This is a genomic window from Streptomyces sp. NPDC051020, from assembly GCF_040683105.1.
In the GTDB taxonomy this organism is placed as follows: domain Bacteria; phylum Actinomycetota; class Actinomycetes; order Streptomycetales; family Streptomycetaceae; genus Streptomyces.
Genome location: NZ_JBFBCG010000110.1, coordinates 1 through 17,794 on the forward strand (window position 1 = coordinate 1; position 17,794 = coordinate 17,794).

The window sequence follows — 17,794 nt, forward strand, 5'->3', positions numbered from 1 at the left end:
GGATACGACGTCGACACTCGCATCCTTGCAGGCCAGCGGCACCTTTCTGCTACCGGGACGTCAGATCACCCAATTCCGCTGAATACCCAGGGCCAAGCACGTCCACGACTCGACGACCTTCCCGTCGACAAGAAACACGATCTCCTCGAACTCCTCGACGTCCAAGTAGTCGTGACCAGTACGGTGCCTGGAGCCCTACGCAACGCGGGTTGCCGCTTCGAGACCTGGTTCAACGACCGAGGGCGCTTGGTGCCGCCGGTACTCACCGACGAGCAGTGGGCGTGTGTAGAGGACCTCTTCCCAAGGCCCAAAAAGCAGTCCAGGATTGTCCCCCCGCGACTCGCGTTCGAGGCGTCGCTGTACAAGGTTCGGCACGGCCTGATGTGGAAGGATCTCCCGGAGCACGTCACTCAAGGGCAGCGCCCCCAGAGCCTCTACCAGCGTGCGCTTGAGTACCTGAAGACCGGAGTTTGGGAGAGGGCGGTATGCGCACTGGGCGAGCACGACGGCACACTGGTTTCCCCCCTGTACGGGCTGCCGGACCTCGACATCACCGGCACCTTCGACCCGCGCCTCAGCAGCCCCCCGAGGCGCGATGTGGTCGATGGAAACGTCACGATGCCGGAGGGCGCACTCGCACACGTTTCAAGCTCTTCATGGCGTACCCCGGTGTCTTCTACAGCGACGACGGCCAGATCCTGCGCGCGATGCAACGGGCCGCAGGGAACGGTGGGCTGATCATGATGCACGCCGAGAACGGCATCGCGATCGACGTCCTCGCCGAACAGGCACTGGCCGCGGGCCGCACCGACCCGCGCTACCACGGCGACGTCCGCAAGGTGGCGCTGGAGGCAGAGGCCACCCACCGTGCCGTCCAGCTCGCCCGTGTCGCCGGATCCCCGCTGTACGTCGTGCACGTCTCCGCCGACGAGGCCGTCGCCGAGCTGGCGGCCGCCCGCCACAAGGGACTCCCGGTCTTCGGCGAGACCTGCCCGCAGTACCTCTTCCTCTCCACCGACAACCTCGCCGAGCCGGACTTCGAGGGCGCGAAGTACGTGTGCTCCACCCCGCTGCGGCCCAAGGAGCACCAGGAGGCGCTCTGGCGCGGCCTGCGGAACAACGAGCTCCAGGTCGTCTCCACCGACCACTGCCCGTTCTGCTTCTCCGGCCAGAAGGAGAGGGGACGCGGCGACTTCTCGAAGATCCCGAACGGCATGCCCGGCGTGGAGAACCGGATGGACCTCCTCCATCAGGCGGTCGTGGACGGCCACATCTCCCGCCGCCGCTGGATCGAGATCGCCTGCGCCTCCCCGGCCCGGATGTTCGGCCTCTACCCGAAGAAGGGCACCATCGCCCCGGGCGCCGACGCCGATGTCGTCATCTACGACCCGCACGCCGAGCAGACCCTCTCCGCCGAGACCCACCACATGAACGTCGACTACTCGGCGTACGAGGGAAAGCGCATCACCGGACAGGTCGAGACCGTCCTCTCGCGCGGTGAAGTCGTCATCGACCGGAGGAAGTTCACCGGGCGCGCCGGCCACGGCATCTACACCCCGCGCGCCACCAGTCAGTACCTGGACTAGGGCGTGTTTCGAACGTCCCGCCTGCCGGGCGACGCCTGGCACACACGCTCGCCGCGTTGTCGGGCTCGTCCCGATACGCCCAGTATCGGGGCGACCCTCCGCCTTGCGATCGCACGCCCCGGACGCCGCCCGGCCCGCCCTGCGGGCGGACGACGCTACTGTCGAAACACGCCCTAGGAGCACCTGCCATGGACTTCGGACTCGTCCTCCAGACCGACCCGCCCGCATCGGCCGTCGTGGGCCTGATGCGCCGCGCCGAACGCAACGGGTTCCGCTACGGCTGGACCTTCGACTCGGCGGTGCTCTGGCAGGAACCGTTCGTCATCTACAGCCGGATCCTCGAACACACCGAACGCCTCATCGTCGGCCCGATGGTCACCAACCCGGGCACCCGCACCTGGGAGGTCACCGCCTCCACCTTCGCCACCCTCAACGACATGTACGGCAACCGCACCGTCTGCGGCATCGGCCGCGGCGACTCCGCGATGCGCGTCGCCGGACGCAAGCCCAACACCCTGGCCCGCCTCGGCGAGGCCATCGACGTCATCCGCGACCTCGCCGAGGGCCGGGAGGCGACCGTCGACGGGCAGCCGGTCCAGATTCCGTGGGTGAAGGGCGGCAGACTGCCTGTCTGGATGGCCGCGTACGGTCCGAAGGCGCTCGCCCTCGCCGGACAGAAGGCCGACGGATTCATCCTGCAGCTCGCCGACCCGTTCCTCACCGAGTGGATGATCAAGGCCGTCCGGGACGCGGCGGCGGAGGCGGGCCGAGACCCGGACTCCCTGACGATCTGCGTCGCCGCGCCCGCGTACGTGGGCGACGACCTCGACCACGCCCGCGAGCAGTGCCGCTGGTTCGGCGGCATGGTGGGCAACCATGTCGCGGACCTGGTGTCCCGGTACGGCGAACACTCCGGCGTCGTACCCGAGGCACTGACCGAGTACATCGCGGGGCGTGCCGGATACGACTACAGCCACCACGGGCGCGCCGGAAATCCGGACACCGCCTTCGTCCCCGACGAGATCGTCGACCGGTTCTGCCTCCTCGGCCCCGCCGAGGCACACATCGAGAAACTCCGGGCGCTGCGCGACCTGGGCGTCGACCAGTTCGCGGTCTACGACATGCACGATGCGCGCGAAGCGACGATCGATGCGTACGGCTCCCGGATCATCCCCGCCCTGTCCGCCTGACCCGCGCCTCCCCCCACGGCTGTACGCGCGCCCTCCCCAGCCCCGCACGGCACCGCTCACGAGCGAAGGGTCCAGCCGCCATGACGTCCACCGTCCCACCCACTCCACCGATTCCACCGCAGGACCGGATACCCGCGCCGCCGGACCGGGTGGAACTCGCCCCCGGAGCCGTCCCCGCCGACAACCGCTTCATCAACGAGGACCTGCTGCCCGTTCCCCTGGAGCGGCGCAACTGGACCACGTACAACTTCGCCGCCCTCTGGGTCGGGATGGCGCACAACATCCCGTCGTGGCTGCTTGCCTCCGGTCTCGTCGCCCTTGGTATGGACTGGAAGCAAGCTGTCTTCACCATCGCGCTGGCCAACCTCATCGTGCTCGGCCCGATGCTGCTGACCGGCCACGCCGGACCCAAGTACGGCATCCCGTTCCCCGTGCTGGCCCGCGCCTCCTTCGGTCTGCGCGGCGCCAACCTGCCCGCGCTGATCCGGGCCGCGGTGGCCTGCGCCTGGTTCGGCATTCAGACCTGGATCGGCGGCGTCGGTATCTTCACCCTGCTCGGGAAGACCTTCGGTGGCTGGGCGAAGGCCTCCGAGATCGGCGGGCAGCCCTGGACGCTCTGGCTCTGTTTCATCCTCTTCTGGGCGCTCGAACTCGCCATCATCTACCGAGGGATGGACACCCTGCGGCGGTTCGAGAACTGGGCGGCGCCGTTCGTCATCGTCGGCGCCCTGGTGCTGCTGGTCTGGGTCGCCGTCAAGGCCGGCGGCTTCGGCCCGCTGCTCGACCAGCCCTCGAAGCTCGGCTGGGGCGCGGACTTCTGGCCGGTCTTCTTCCCGTCCCTGATGGGCATGATCGCCTTCTGGGCCACGCTCTCCCTGAACATCCCCGACTTCACCCGCTTCGGCGCCGGCCAGCGCGCCCAGATCTGGGGCCAGACGCTGGGCCTGCCGACCACGATGACGCTCTTCGCGCTCCTCTCGGTCCTCGTCACCTCCGGCTCACAGGCCGTGTACGGAAAAGCGATCTGGGACCCGGTCGAGCTCGTTGCCAGGACCGACAACGTCTTCGGACTGCTCTACGCCCTGGTGACCGTGCTGGTCGCGACGATCTCCGTGAACATCGCGGCGAACGTGGTGTCGCCCGCGTACGACCTGGCCAACCTCGCACCCAAGCTCATCAACTTCCGTACGGGCGCGCTGATCACGGGTGTCGTCGGTGTGCTGATCATGCCGTGGAAGCTCACCGAGACCCCGGAGCTGTACATCTTCACCTGGCTCGGTCTGGTCGGCGGTCTGCTCGGTACGGTGGCCGGCATCCTGATCGCCGACTACTGGATCGTCCGGCGCACCGTCCTCGACCTCGCCGACCTCTACCGCCCCGGCGGCCGCTACTGGTACACGGACGGCTGGAACTGGCGCGCCGTCGGTGCCTTCGCGGTCGGCGGTGTCCTGGCCATCGGCGGATCCCATTCCGCCCCCGGCAAGGGCCCGTTCCCGGCTGACGGCCTGATCCCGTTCCTGAAGCCGCTCGCGGACTACGGCTGGGCGGTCGGTCTGGTTTCCTCGCTGCTGCTGTACGTGCTGCTCAGCGGCCGGTCCGGGGCCACAGCAGCTGCCGGGAACGGCTCAGCAGTGCGCTGATGTCGAGCGTCCAGGCAGGCCGGCGGCGCGGCTGTGGGCACCGGCTCGTCGAATGCCGAGAAGCCCACGGTTGCGTTCGCCTCCGGCGAATCGCTCCGCACGTCGGTCCTCAGCGGATACGGACTGCCCGTGGCCGCGACGTACGTCGTCAGCGCCCGGGCCGGAGCGGCTGCCCACCTGTGTACACAGGGTGAGGTCCAGGCCTGTTTTCTGTCACGGACGGTGGGGGACGGTGTCGGGGCACCGAGTCCGTCACCAGGAAGAGGACATGCGAACGATGAAGCTGTGCACGGGGAGTCTGTCGGGGGCCGTGCTGCGGGGCGCTGTTGTCGCAGTAATGACCGCGGCGCTCGCGGCACCCACGACGGCCGCCACCGCAGTGACACCCATGCCGACGCCGCCCGGCCTGTCCTGCGACACGGGAAAGCACGAGATCGACGACCACACGGGATACGCGCTGTGCCGGAACAAGGGCACCACGGCGCAGACCTTCTGGGTGCACCTGGTCTGCGGCTGGTCGCCGGACGTAGACGGTGAACACGTCACCCTCAACCCGGGCCAGTCCGGCCAATCCACCGCACACTGCGCGGGCATCGGCACCGGGATTGGCGAGATCGGCGTCCGGCCGTAGGGCAGCCCGGAGAAACCGGCAAGCGGTACTGACACTCCACGCCGAACGGTTGAGTGGACCGGCCGCTACTCGTTACCCTCCAGTAAGACCGGTCGGCACATGGGAGGCGGCGTCGCCCACCCCCCATGTGCCGGTCGGTCTGAGTTCGCTTGGGCGGACAGATTCGGAAGGCGCGGGCATGCGCCGAAATCCGGGAGGCGTACAGCCCATGTCCTCAGCAGAGTTCACGGATTCGACCGGACTGGCGGACAGCGCACGCGAGCTGGCCGACGGCCGGACCACCTCGACCCAGCAGGTGTCCGCCGCCCTCGAACGCATCGAAGCGAGCCAGAGCACCCTCAACGCCTTCCGGCACCTGCGTGCCACCGAAGCGCTCGCGGAGGCCGCCGAAGCCGACCGGCGCCTTGCCGCGGGGGAGCGGCTGCCTCTGCTCGGGGTGCCGGTCGCCGTCAAGGACGACACCGATGTCGCCGGAATGCCCACCTACTTCGGCTGCCGCGGCGACCTGCCCGCAGCCACCACCGACAGCGAGGCCGTCCGCCGGCTCCGCGCCGCCGGGGCCGTGATCGTCGGGAAGACCAACTCCTGCGAGCTCGGGCAGTGGCCCTTCACCGAAGGACCCGCCTTCGGTGCCACCCGTAACCCGTGGAACACCGACCACACCCCCGGTGGCTCGTCCGGCGGTTCCGCCGCGGCCGTGGCCGCCGGGCTGGTACCCGCCGCCCTCGGCTCGGACGGCGCCGGGTCCGTCCGTATCCCGGCCGCCTGGACCCATCTCGTCGGCATCAAACCGCAGCGCGGCCGGATCTCGGTCCACCCGCACCACGACGCCTTCCAGGGCCTCACCGTCAACGGACCGCTGGCCCGTACCGTCGCCGACGCCGCTCTGCTGCTCGACGCGGCCGCCGGACCGCACCCCGACGACCTGCACCGGCCCCCGCCCGTCGCGGCCTCCGCCGCCGCCGGCCGCGACCCCGGCCGGCTGCGGATCGCCCTCGCGTGGCAGCCCCCGCTCACCCTCACCCGTACCGCCCCCCACCCCGACGTACGACGGGCTGTCACGGCACTCGCCGAGGCGCTCGCCCGGCTCGGCCATCAGGTCGAGGAGGCCAGGCCCCGTTACGGGCTGATCGGTCTCGGCTTCCTCCCCCGTGCTACGGCCGGGATCGCCGAACTTGCCGCACTCCACCCCGAACCTGCCCTCCTCGACCCGCGCACCCGCAGCGCCCTGCGCACCGGCACCCGGCTCGGGGGCCGGACAGTGCGGGCGGCCCGGGCCCGGGAGGTGCGCCAGCAGCGCAGGATCGGTGCGCTCTTCCACGCGCCCCGGGTGGGAGACCGGTTCGACGTACTGCTCACCCCGACGACCGCCGCGCCGCCGCCCCGGATCGGCGCATTCGACGGCCTGAGCGCCTGGCGCACCGATGTGGCGATCGCCGAGGCGTGCCCGTACGCCTGGCCGTGGAACGTGCTGGGCTGGCCCGGCATCAATGTGCCGGGCGGCTTCACTGCCGACGGGCTCCCCATCGGTGCCCAGCTGCTCGGCCCCTCCCGCAGCGAGGAGCTGCTGATCTCCCTCGCCGCCCAACTGGAGGCCGATCAGCGCTGGTACGAGCACCGGCCGCCGGCCTCCGCGGGCGCCTGACACCCCACCGGTCAGAGCGGGCGGCGGTCGCCGACCACCCACACCCCCGCCGGCAGCAGCACGCCCTCCGCGGTCTCGTACGGCAGCAGGGTCTTCGTCATCGAGGCCCGGGTGGTGCCGGAGACGGTGAGCCCCGGCGTACGGGAGACGAAGAGTCGAACAGCGGCTCGTCGAAGCGGGCGAGCATGGCGTTGTAGCGGTCGGGATGGTCGGCCCAGTGCAGGCCGATCGGTCCGTTCCACGCGTCGGTGACGGTCATGCGTGCTCCTCGGTCCTTGCGGTCAGGGTTGCCTCGATGCGTTCGACGGCGCAGATCGCGCCGAACGCGATCAGATGAACCAGGCAGTGATCGGTGAACGGCGGCGCCAGCCAGGCCGCCACGTCCTCGTCGATGATCCGGTACGGGGCACGCGCCGCGAGCAGCGCGAGGCGTGCTCCCGGCCGCTCTTCCCGGTCCGGCAGCTCCTCGCCGTGCAGAGGGAGCGGGGCCACGCCGTCCCAGGCTGCCACCGACGCCCGTACCAGCGCGGCGTCCTCGTCACTGAGCAGCCCGGCGCCCAGGTGCGCCGCCGCTCGCAGCGCGCCGAACGCGGTGCCGATCGGGGTGTCCGCCGCCCACGCGGGCGCCGGCCCCTCCGTCTCGAGCAGGGTCAGGCTCTCGCCGGGCACAAGTTCGCGGCGGACCGTACGGGCCAGCGAGCGGCCCGCCACGCTCCGTACCAGGCGGTACTTCTCGGCGCCCCCGGGCAGCATGTCCTCGGTCAGCAGGGACGACACGATCCGGTTGATGAAGTGGAACACCAGCGCGGTCCCGATGTACTCCGGTGCCTGCCCGGACGGGAACGGCTGCGGCGTGCTCATGTCCTTGCCCCACGCCAGCAGTTGACGGTGTCCGGGGTCCTCGGGCTGCTCGCCGCGGGCGATTCTCTCGGCCAGGGCGTGGTCGCCGGTGGCATGCAGGAGCACCGTGTGCGCGGTGACGCAGAACGGGCACCGGTTGGCGAGCGAGACCCCCGCCGCCACCACCTCCTTTCCGGTGCGCGACGCCTGCCCGGCCAGCAGGGACTCCCGCATGACTGCCCAGGTGCCGGTTAGCAGGGGCGGCGCGGCGGACAGCACGACAAAGGTCGTGGCGCGGTCGATACCGAAGTCGGTGGCCAGCTGTGCGTACACATCGGCGACCACTCCGGTCGCCGACTTCGGCGGTTCGGGTGAGGTGTATCGAAAGGGTACGGTCATGGAGACGATGCTCACCCGTCGAACGGTGCCCGGTCGTCGTACGGCCGAAGGCAGTTGAGGATGGTCCCGGCCGACCGGCGGTGGCCGCGACTACTGCCCCGGGAGTAGCGCGGAATCCGTCCCGCAGGATGATGACCACGCTGTCGCGGCGGAGTTAGGGTGCGGCTCATGCAGGGGGACATCGACCGGCGGACTCACCTGCTGGACACCGCACTCGCCATCGCGATCGGCGCGGCGGTCCTCGCCGCTGCCTGCGCCGCCTCAAGGCCGGACACGCTCGACCTGCTGTTCGTCGCAGTCGGCACCCTGGCACTCGCCGGGCACCGGCAGGCGCCGCGCGCCGTGCTCGCCGTCACCACCGTCTCCATGCTGGCCTACGTCGTGCACGCCCACCCCGGAAGCTGGGCGGCGTTCCCCGTGCTGTCCGCCGTGCATGCGGCGGCACGCAGTGGACACCGCGTGTGGGGCATCGCCGCCGGCGCCCTCTTCCTCGCTGGGTACTTCACGGTCCTGATCGTCGCCGCACCAAGCGCGCAGGACACAGTCGAGCGCACCCTGCTGCTGCTCGGCTGGTTCCTCTGCGCCGGGGTCACCGGACTCATCGACAAGAACTGGCAGGCGTATCTCCGCCAGACCGAGCAGCGGGCGCTCGACGCCGAACGCAGCCGCGACGAGGCGGCGCTGCGCCGAGCCGGGGAGGAGCGGCTGCGGATCGCCCGGGAGCTGCACGACTCGCTGACCCACTCCATCTCGATCGTCAAGCTCCAGGCCGGAGTTGCCGTTCACCTGGCCCGCAAGCGGGGCAGCGAGGTGGAGCCCGCACTGCTTGCGATCCAGGAGGCGAGCGGCGAAGCGATGCGGGAGCTGCGGGCGACCCTGGAGGTGCTTCGCACCGATGTGGTGGAGCCGGGCACGGGGCTGGACCGCATCGACGAGCTGGCCGAGCGGGCCCGCACTGCGGGCATCGCACTGTCCGTCACCGTCACCGGCGTCGAACGCACCCTGCCGTCGGACATCGACCGGGCCGCCTACCGCATCGTGCAGGAAGCACTCACCAATGTGGCCCGGCACGCCGACCGCGCCCGGACGACCGTCGAACTTGTCTACGAGGCAGACGTGTTGACTGTGAGCGTCGACGATCAGGGCCCCTGCGCTCCCGGCGATTCCGTCACCCCGGGTACCGGCCTCACCGGCATGGGCGAGCGTGTCAGGGCTCTCGGTGGCACCCTCGCCGCCGCACCACGCCCGGGCGGTGGCTTCTCCGTACGTGCCGAACTGCCCCTGCGGACACCGGGAACCGCGCTATGAACCATCAGGACACGATCCGGGTGCTGATCGTCGACGACCAGGCCCTGATGCGCGCCGGATTCCGCGCCCTGCTGGACGCCGAGGACGGCATCGAAGTGATCGGCGAGGCGGCCGACGGCCGTCAGGGAGTGGAACTCGCCCGCCACCACACCCCGGACGTTGCCCTCGTCGATGTACAGATGCCCGTGATGGGAGGTATCGAGGCCACCCGCGAGATCGCCGCCGACCCGCTGCTGGCCGGTGTCCACGTCGTCATCCTCACCAACTACGGGCTCGACGAGTACGTCTTCGACGCGCTGCGCGCCGGGGCCGCCGGGTTCCTTCTCAAGGACACCGAGCCCGCCGAACTCCTCCAGGCCATCCGTGTCGCGGCCCGCGGCGACGCGCTGCTGTCGCCCGCCATCACCCGCCGGCTGATCGGCGAGTTCGTCTCCCGGCCGCCGGACCGGGCCACGGCCCCCGGCTTCGAGACCCTGACCCGGCGCGAACGCGAGGTGAGTGCGCTGGCCGCACGGGGGCTGACCAACGAGGAGATCGCCGCGCACATGGTGATCAGCCCGTTCACCGCGAAGACCCATGTCAGCCGGGCGATGACGAAGCTGGGCGCCCGTGACCGGGCCCAACTCGTCGTCTTCGCCTACGAGTCGGGTCTCGTCGCGCCGCGGGATCCGCACCCCTGATTCTCGTCGGCCGGCCGTCGGGCGGTACGCCACCGAACCCCGTACGCCACCGGACCGCGCCCCTCAATCCGTACGCCCTGAGAAGGGGATCGCCATGACTGGACCGAGCCCCTACGGCACGCGCGCGGTCCACTCCTCGGTGGCGAACTTCGTCCGCGCCAGCTTCTCCGCCTGGGTCATTTCTTCCGCTGTGACTTCGCCGGGGGTCAGTCCGTAGCGGTTTCGGAAGGAGGCGATCATGTTCTCGATCACCTGTTCCCGGGCGAGGCCCGTCTGGCGGCGGAGGGGGTCGACGCGCTTCTTGGCGCTCTTGGTGCCCTTGTCGGACATCTTCTCCTTGCCGATGCGCAGGACCTCGAGCATTTTGTCGGCGTCGATGTCGTACGCCATGGTCACGTGATGCAGGACGGCTCCAGGGCCACCGTCAGGGCCGACCATTCGCTTCTGGGCGGCGCCGGCGATCTTTCCGGCGTCGGTGGCGATGTCGTTGAGGGGCTGGTACCAGGCTTTGATGCCCATGTCGCCGAGGGCGCCGAGCACCCAGTCGTCGAGGTAGGCGTAGCTGTCGGCGAAGGAGAGGCCGGAGACCAGCGACTCCGGCACAGACAGGGAGTACGTAATGGTACTCATGGGCTCTACGAACATGGCTCCACCGCCAGAAATGCGGCGTACCACGGTTATTCCGTGCTTCGCTGCCCCTCCGGGGTCCACCTCATTGCGCAGCGACTGGAAGCTGCCGATGACCACAGCAGGCGAGGCCCATTCCCAGACCCGGAGTGTGGGAGCCCGCCGCCCGGCGGCAACCTCTGCGGTGAGGACCTCGTCCAGTGCCATGTGCAGGGCCGGGGCCTGCGGCTCCATGTGCACCAACTGCCAGTCGTAGTCGCTCCACTCGGTCGCATCGGCCAGCGCTCGCCGAACAGCGATGCCGACGCCCTCCGCAGTCAGTCCGAGCATGACGGTCGACTCCGGCAGCCCCGCCGTGATCCGGGCCGCTAGGCCTCCGGCGTCCGTCGAGGATGGGGCACCCTCCAGGGCCCTGTTGATCGAGAGGATTGCCTCGTCGGGCTCCAGGAAGAAGTCCCCGGCGACGCGCACATTGCGTAGTACGCCTTCCTCGACGTCCAGATCTACGACGACAAGCTTGCCGCTGGGCACCTTGTACTCGCCATGCACGGCTCTGTTCCCTTCCAGTGCGCGGCGTGGATCCTGAGCATGTTGCTCCGACGTGGGATAGACGCGCACATACTTCGTATCGCACTGTAACGCTCGCTCGTGACGAGCGGCTACGCAGCCTCGATGCCGCTGGAGTCGAATCGGAAGTGTGACCGCCAGGCCTGTTGTACGCCTGCGGCCGAACAGAACCCGGCGTACAGCCCGACTCGTCTGCCGCTACCAGCGGTTTCTCCTGCGAAACGGCCTCCGGCCTGTGGCGGAGGCCGTTTCTGGGCCCTCGGCGCGCTTGCGGACGCGCCGGCCGAGGAGCGGGCCACGGCCCTGCTCCACGCCTCGCTCTGGGGCAACCGCGCGGACCTTGGCTTCCGCGTCTCGGCGGGGGAGCCGGCGATCGGTGACGCCGCTGCCTCCGGGCTGGTCGCCGACGACAGCGCCTTGCTGAATGTGGGAGGCACCGGGTCTCTTGTCAGGGCCGCATCGGGATGCTCTTGGTGAAAGGTGCTGGTCATGCCGCAGATGTCGAAGGTCGATCGATCTGGAGGTCATGGGGTGGCGGCTCGCCACGCGGGATGCAATGCGGGATAGAGGCTGACCAGGAGATAACCAGCCGCGATCACGAGCAAAGCCGTGGTGAGGCTGGTCATGGCGACCAGCAGGCCAGCGCCGAAAATGCCCACCGGCACCGCGGCCACAACCGTGGCCATGATCGCGCCGGACACGCGTCCCCGGAGCTCCGAGGGAATACGGCTGAACTGGACAGCGGTCAACAGCGGGTTCACTGGTCCAGCGGCGATGCCGGCGAGAGCCATGGTGACGACAAGCGTGGGAGTTCCGGGCATCGCAGCGATGACGAAGAACTTCGGGGCCCCGGAAATCAGTAACGCGCCGGTCAGGATTACGTGCCGGGGGAACCGATGCCCAACTGCACCGAACAGGACCGCGCCCGCCAGGGCGCCGGCGCCGAAGGCAGCGACCGAAAGCCCCAGGGCGAGCGGGTTGTCGAGCACCTGCTTGGCCAAGGTGGGCAGCAGCACGGTGAACAGGGCGTTGTCGGCCATGTTGGCGAACATGAACACCACGAGGATCCGGGGTAGCAACGTGTCCTCGCGGATGAACCGCAGCCCTTCCGTGAGCTCCGCGAAGTACCGCGACGTGCCTTTCGACAGGTGCGGAGCCTTGCGAGGCGATGCTCGGGGCACAGTCAGTCCCACGATCAGGGCCGATACCAGGAAGCTGGCCGCATCCATGTACAGCACGAGGATTGGCCCGAGAGCTGCGAGGAGCACGCCGCCGAGTAGTCCGCCGGTGAGCTGGGCGAGACGCATCACTGTCTCGTGCGCGCTCATTGCCCGTTCCAGCCGCATACCGCCGGCTTCGGCCAGGTCGGGCACGAGGGATCGGCGGGCTGTTGTGCCTGGAACGTCGAGCATCGAGCCGGCGAACGTGAGGACCAGCAACAGCCAGAACGACAGGTGGCCCAGCGTGTACAGGACCGGGATCGAGGCCACCGTCAGGCCGCTGGCCAGGTCGGCCAGGACACTGCTGCGGATGAACCCGATGCGGTCCACCAGGGGGCCGCCGAAGATCCCGGCCAGCACCACGGGAAGGAAGTAGGCGACCCCGCTCAGCCCGGCCCGTGTGGGATCACCGGTGGTGTCCAGCACGAACCAGGGAATCGCGATCAGGGCGATCCGGTTTCCCGCGACCGACACCGCCTCGGCTGCCAAGACAGCGCAAAGCGCTCGCCGTGCCACAGTCGTCGACTTGCCTGAAGAAGTCACCTGGTTGCCGGCTCCCCGCCCATGGTGGTGGCCTGGTCAGTCGGAAAGTACCAGTCCATGGGATCGGGCTGCCACGGCGCGAACTAGCGGCCGGTGCGCTCCACCAGACATGTGGATGCGCGGAGTGCGTGGATGAACTGCCGGGTTCTGGGCGAGCATTCCGCACCGATGGCGGGTGTTGAGGGACCTTGCCGGCCTGGTCGACCGACTGGGAGCGGTGGGTCTGCGCCGAGCGTGGCGGCATTCAGCCATGGCGGACATCCGCCCCACTCGGGCCGTTGATCCTGCCCGGACCCAACTGCGAGATTGGCCAGGCGGCTCAGGTGTTCTCGTGTCTGCGGGCTTGGCCGCACGGTGATGTTTCACTCCTTGGTTAGGAGCACGATGAAACGACGAAGGCGAACAGGTGTGATTGCCGCGGCGTCGGCCGTGTTGATCGCCGCGGCGCTGATTGCGCCTGCGGCCGCAGCCGCCGACCCGACCAGCCCGACTGGCTCCGAGAGTGCTGGCGCGAGCAAGGTCGAACCCGCTGATCCCGACGGGCCACAGGGGCCGGGTCGGTCGCCCGTTGCTGGGCTCGACGACCGGGCCGGGCGCGACAACCCGGATTCGATCTACAGGGTGGGGAAGACCGACGGGTTCCGGCCGCTGACCGACGATTCGCTGTCGGATACTGCGGCCGAGAAGCTGGGCAACGCCGACATCAGGCTGCTGCAGCAGGCGCAGGCGTCGAAGAAGAAGTCTGTCACGGTGTTGATGCTGGCCCGGAAGGGCGCGACCGAGGACGTCGTCGCCGCGGTGGAGAAGGCCGGCGGGACCGTCGGGTCGGTGACCGGAAAGGTCGGCTACGTCCGGGCGACCGTCCCGACCGACAGCGTGACCACCTTGGCCGGCCTTCGGTCGGTCGCGGCGATCGACCTGAACCGGACGTACAAGATCCCGGGCCCGGATCTGGGGGCCGCGGGTGCGAAGACGGCGGCAACGAAGGCCGCGGGGCCGACCGCGCCCGGCGCGAACACGCCCGCCGACAACCCGTACCTACCGATCAACGAGACCGGCGCCGAGGCCTTCGTCAAGGACAACCCGGCCTGGGACGGGCGCGGCACGGTCGTCGGCGTGCTGGACACCGGCGTCGACGTCGAGCATCCCGCGCTACAGACGACCAGCGACGGGAAGCCCAAGATTGTCGATTGGGTAACCGAGACCGATCCGGTCACCGACCGCGACGGCAGCTGGGTGCGGATGTCCACCACCAAGACGGGTCCGACGTTCAGCTACCTGGGCAAGACCTGGACGATCCCGGAGGGCACGTTCCAATTCGGCGCGTTCTACGAGAGTGCGACGGCCGCAAGCGACTTCGAGGGCGACCTCAACCGGGACGGCGACACCCGGGACTTCTACGGGGTTCTGTACGACCCGACCACACACAGGATCTGGGTCGACGGCAACAACAACCAGGACCTCACCGACGAGGCACCGATGGCCCCGTTCGCGGTCGACCGCCAGGTCGGCCACTTCGGGAGCGACGACGCCGCAACACCGCAGAACGAGCGCGTCCCGTTCGTCGTCGAGTACCGCGACAACGTCGATCTCTCCCCGCTCGGCGGCAGCAACGTCGGCAAGACCGCGAACTACGTGTCCATCGGGTTGCCGGTCGCCTCGCACGGTACCCATGTGGCGGGGATCACCGCCGGCACGTCGATGTTCGGCGGCCAGATGCACGGCGCCGCACCGGGCGCGCAGATCGTGTCCGCCCGCGCCTGCACTTGGGGCGGTGGCTGCACCCAGGCGGCACTGACCGAGGGCATGATCGACCTGGTCACCCATCGCCATGTCGACGTCGTCAACCTGTCCATCGGTGGGCTTCCCGCGTTGAACGACGGCTCCGACGTGATCGCCGCGCTCTACGACGAGCTGATCGACCGCTACGGCGTGCAGATCATCATCGCCGCCGGCAACGACGGCCTCGGCACCAACACCGTCAGCTCGCCGTCCGTGGCGGGCAAGGCCATCTCGGTCGCCGCGTCCGTCAGCTCCGACACCTGGTGGGCCGGCTACGGGTCGAAGGTCGCCACCAAGCAGGGCATCTTCGGCTTCTCCTCCCGCGGTCCCGCTGAGAACGGGGCGCTGGCGCCGCAGGTGTCCGCGCCCGGCGCCGCCATCTCCTCGATCCCGATGTGGCTGTCCGGTGAAGCCGTCCCCGAGGCCGGATATTCGCTGCCGGCCGGGTACGGCATGGCCAACGGCACCTCCATGGCGGCCCCGCAGGTCGCCGGAGCGGCGGCGCTGCTGCTATCGGCCGCCAAGGCCCATTCGCTCACGGTCAGCTCGGCGGCGCTGAAGGCCGCCCTGACCGGCACCGCCGACCCGATCCCCGGCGTCCCGACCGTCGCGCAGGGCGCCGGCATCATCGACACCGTCGCGGCCTGGAAGCAGCTCAGCGCCGGCATCAACACCAATGAGCTCACTGTGTCGGCTCCCGTTTGTAGTTCGCTGTCCGGCCTGCTCGCGACTCCGAACACCGGCGTCGGCATCTACAACCGTTGTCTGCCAACGGATGGCGGCCAGGTGACCGGTGCGCAGAAGACCTACGAGGTCAGCGTCACCCGGACCAGCGGAGCCGCCGGGAACGTCGTGCACCGGATCGGTTGGATCGGCAACGACGGCACGTTCAGCGCCCGCGCGGCAATGCCCCTGCAGCTCGGAAAGGCGGCCGCTATCACGGTCACCGCGACCGCGACGACCTCCGGCGTGCATAGCGCGATCCTGACCATTGATGACCCGGCGACGGGTGGCATCGACCAGTTCGTCGCCGTCACCGTGCTGGCGACCAAGCCGCTGGCCAAACCCGACTACGCGGTCACCAGTTCCGGCACGCTCGGCCGAACCGGAACCACTTCGCTGCTGGTGCCCGTTCCCAAGGGCGTCGAAGCACTGCAGCTGACCCTGGGCGGGCTCGCCGACGGCAGTCAGGTCCGCGCATTGCCCATCGACCCCGACGGCATGCCCGCGGACTCCAACGCCAGTTACCACTGCTACACCAACTACACCGACCCGGCGAAATGCAACGCCACCGCACGACCGGTGTACCGACCCAAACCCGGCATCTGGGAGTTCGTGATCGAGTCTCGGAGGACGTCTCCGGTCGAACAGAACCCGTACACAGCGACGGTTTCGCTGCAGGGCATGTCGTTCGATCCGGGGACCGTCACAGTCGACAAGGTGACGATGAACTCGCCGACAAATGTCGGCTCGACGGGGACGAACACCTTTGGCCCCGCGATCGCCCACGTCGCAACTGGCGAGATCGGCGATGTCCGCAATTTGTTCTCGACGGTCTCGCAAGGCGAAATCACGTCCAACATGCTCTATGTTCCGCGTCAGACGACCCGGCTCGACGTGACGCTGACGCCCAGAGACGCTGCCGATCTGGACTTCTATGTGTATTTCAACGGCAGGCCGATAGGCCAGAGCACCAGGAACGGGGACTCGACCGAGCACATCGTCATCGATGATCCACAGCCGGGTACGTACTTCATCGTGGTCGCGGGAGTCGCCGTGCCCGGAGACAACGTCACGTTCGACTACCACCAAGCGATGTACTCGAAGGGCCTCGGCACGATCACGCCGAAATCCGACGCGAAGTACACGGTTGCCACGGGCCAGTCGATGCCGGTCGACGGGGCAATGATCGTCAGCGCTCGGAAGTTGACCAAGGATCCCATGGTCGGCCGGGTCCGAGTGGCCAACGAGTACGGCACGATCATCGGGGCGGCGGACGTCACGATCGCCACTGTCGATGTCCCCAAACTCGATCTGGTCGCGTGGGCCCCGCCATTCGTCGGCGCCGCTCTCAATGAGAGCGGCGTGGTCGCGGGGGATCGCCAGTTCAACTCCAGGATGACCCCGGCCATCTGGACGGCCGCCGACGGGTTCACCAACCTGGATCTTGCCGGGGGCAGGTACGGATCGGCTCTGGACCTGAATGACGGCCAGATCGCCGTCGGTATCGCGACGGACAGTGCATTGCGTACTCTTCCCGCCCAATGGGCCAAGGATGGATCGCTCACCGTGCTCGGCGTCCCGGATTGGCGTCCCTATTCCACCGGCTACGCGACCGCCGTGAATAACAAGGGGATGGTCACCGGATTCTCCGAAGCAATCGTCAAGGAGTCTGACGGCAAGAACCACAGCTACAGTGACGGGTTCGTGCGGACGCCGGATGAGACGTTCAGCAAGCTGGCCCACCTGTCCTCGGATCTGACGGGAACCCAGCCGCGCGCCATCAACGATGCCGGAATGATCGTCGGTGCCTCGCGCACCGATGGCCATGTGCCGCACGCGGTCGCCTGGGATGCGACGTCAGGTGTTATTCAGGATCTCGGCACGCTTCCGGGACAGTATTCGGCCCAGGCGAACGATGTGAACGCCTCCGGGACCATCGTGGGGACCAGCGGTGACGACGCGTTCGTGTGGACCAAGGTCGGCGGAATGCAGCGCCTTGCCGACTACGGATACAACGCGACCGGCGAGAAAGTCACCGACGACGGGTGGATCCTCGGAACTGTCGAACTCTTCCCGGACGTCGCGGTGTCGGCGATGTGGGACCCGCAGGGACGGCTCTGGGATCTGTCCGGCATGGTGCCGCTCTCTGCCGGTGACCGATTCACGCCGACCTACAGCTTCGACATCAACGATCACCACCAGCTCATGGTCTACGGCGAGGGCGGCCCGAACGCCGCCTGGTCCAGCTCGGTGATGCTGAGGATCCCGGCAGGTCTGGGCAACTAGGGAGTGTTTCGAAAGTAGCGTCGTCCGCCCGCAGGGCGGGCCGGGCGGCGTCTGGTGCGTGCGATCGCAAGGCGGAGGGTCGCCCCGATACTGGGCGTATCGGGGCGAGCCCGACAACGCAGCGAGC

12 protein-coding genes and 1 pseudogene are annotated in these 17,794 nt (G+C 68.9%); 9 read left to right on the forward strand and 4 right to left on the reverse strand.

Features of this window, described 5'->3' with window-relative positions; all coding sequences use genetic code 11:
* Positions 1 to 249 precede the first annotated feature (249 nt).
* From AB0N06_RS34470 to AB0N06_RS34495, 6 genes and pseudogenes are all read left to right on the forward strand, one after another.
* Positions 250 to 738: a transposase gene (locus AB0N06_RS34470; RefSeq protein ID WP_366138634.1), complete on the forward strand. Its 489-nt coding sequence runs from the start codon at positions 250 to 252 to the stop codon at positions 736 to 738.
* A pseudogene (locus AB0N06_RS34475) lies at positions 645 to 1,586 on the forward strand (amidohydrolase family protein); the annotation flags it as partial. The gene AB0N06_RS34470 and the pseudogene AB0N06_RS34475, both read left to right, overlap by 94 nt.
* 188 nt (positions 1,587 to 1,774) lie before the next feature.
* A complete protein-coding gene (locus tag AB0N06_RS34480; RefSeq protein WP_366138623.1) occupies positions 1,775 to 2,776 on the forward strand; it encodes a TIGR03842 family LLM class F420-dependent oxidoreductase in 1,002 nt (333 codons plus the stop codon).
* A gap of 80 nt (positions 2,777 to 2,856) precedes the next feature.
* The gene (locus AB0N06_RS34485) at positions 2,857 to 4,416 is read left to right on the forward strand and encodes an NCS1 family nucleobase:cation symporter-1 (protein ID WP_366138625.1); all 1,560 of its coding nucleotides are present in this window, start codon (positions 2,857 to 2,859) and stop codon (positions 4,414 to 4,416) included.
* Between the two features lie 337 nt (positions 4,417 to 4,753).
* Positions 4,754 to 5,047: a hypothetical protein gene (locus AB0N06_RS34490; RefSeq protein ID WP_366138635.1), complete on the forward strand. Its 294-nt coding sequence runs from the start codon at positions 4,754 to 4,756 to the stop codon at positions 5,045 to 5,047.
* Positions 5,048 to 5,255: 208 nt separating this feature from the next.
* Entirely contained in the window at positions 5,256 to 6,692 is a 1,437-nt protein-coding gene (locus tag AB0N06_RS34495) for an amidase (RefSeq protein WP_366138626.1), read from the forward strand.
* A 97-nt stretch (positions 6,693 to 6,789) separates the two neighbouring features.
* Here the strand turns inward: AB0N06_RS34495 and AB0N06_RS34500 are convergent, their stop codons facing one another.
* Entirely contained in the window at positions 6,790 to 6,951 is a 162-nt protein-coding gene (locus tag AB0N06_RS34500; RefSeq protein WP_366138627.1) for a hypothetical protein, read from the reverse strand.
* Positions 6,948 to 7,931, reverse strand: coding sequence for a carboxymuconolactone decarboxylase family protein (locus tag AB0N06_RS34505; RefSeq protein ID WP_366138628.1), 984 nt, complete (start codon positions 7,929 to 7,931; stop codon positions 6,948 to 6,950). Before AB0N06_RS34505 ends, AB0N06_RS34500 begins: the two co-directional genes overlap by 4 nt.
* Positions 7,932 to 8,099: 168 nt before the next feature.
* Between AB0N06_RS34505 and AB0N06_RS34510 the strand changes: the two genes are divergently transcribed.
* Positions 8,100 to 9,239, forward strand: coding sequence for a sensor histidine kinase (locus AB0N06_RS34510; protein WP_366138629.1), 1,140 nt, complete (start codon positions 8,100 to 8,102; stop codon positions 9,237 to 9,239).
* Positions 9,236 to 9,919, forward strand: a complete 684-nt coding sequence (locus AB0N06_RS34515) for a response regulator transcription factor (RefSeq protein WP_366138630.1) — start codon at positions 9,236 to 9,238, stop codon at positions 9,917 to 9,919. The genes AB0N06_RS34510 and AB0N06_RS34515 overlap by 4 nt, the downstream gene beginning before the upstream one ends.
* Positions 9,920 to 10,030: 111 nt before the next feature.
* On the opposite strand, the gene AB0N06_RS34520 is transcribed toward AB0N06_RS34515, so the two are convergent.
* Together AB0N06_RS34520 and AB0N06_RS34525 are read right to left on the reverse strand one after the other, a co-directional pair.
* Positions 10,031 to 11,095 carry a biotin/lipoate A/B protein ligase family protein gene (locus AB0N06_RS34520; RefSeq protein ID WP_366138631.1) on the reverse strand — a complete coding sequence of 355 codons (1,065 nt, stop codon included), beginning with the start codon at positions 11,093 to 11,095 and terminating at the stop codon, positions 10,031 to 10,033.
* A gap of 542 nt (positions 11,096 to 11,637) precedes the next feature.
* A complete protein-coding gene (locus tag AB0N06_RS34525) occupies positions 11,638 to 12,822 on the reverse strand; it encodes an MFS transporter (protein WP_366138632.1) in 1,185 nt (394 codons plus the stop codon).
* 675 nt (positions 12,823 to 13,497) lie between these two features.
* On the opposite strand from AB0N06_RS34525, the gene AB0N06_RS34530 reads away from it, so the two are divergent.
* Positions 13,498 to 17,667 (forward strand): S8 family serine peptidase, encoded by a 4,170-nt coding sequence (locus AB0N06_RS34530; protein WP_366138633.1) that lies wholly within the window; start codon positions 13,498 to 13,500, stop codon positions 17,665 to 17,667.
* Positions 17,668 to 17,794: the final 127 nt, after the last annotated feature.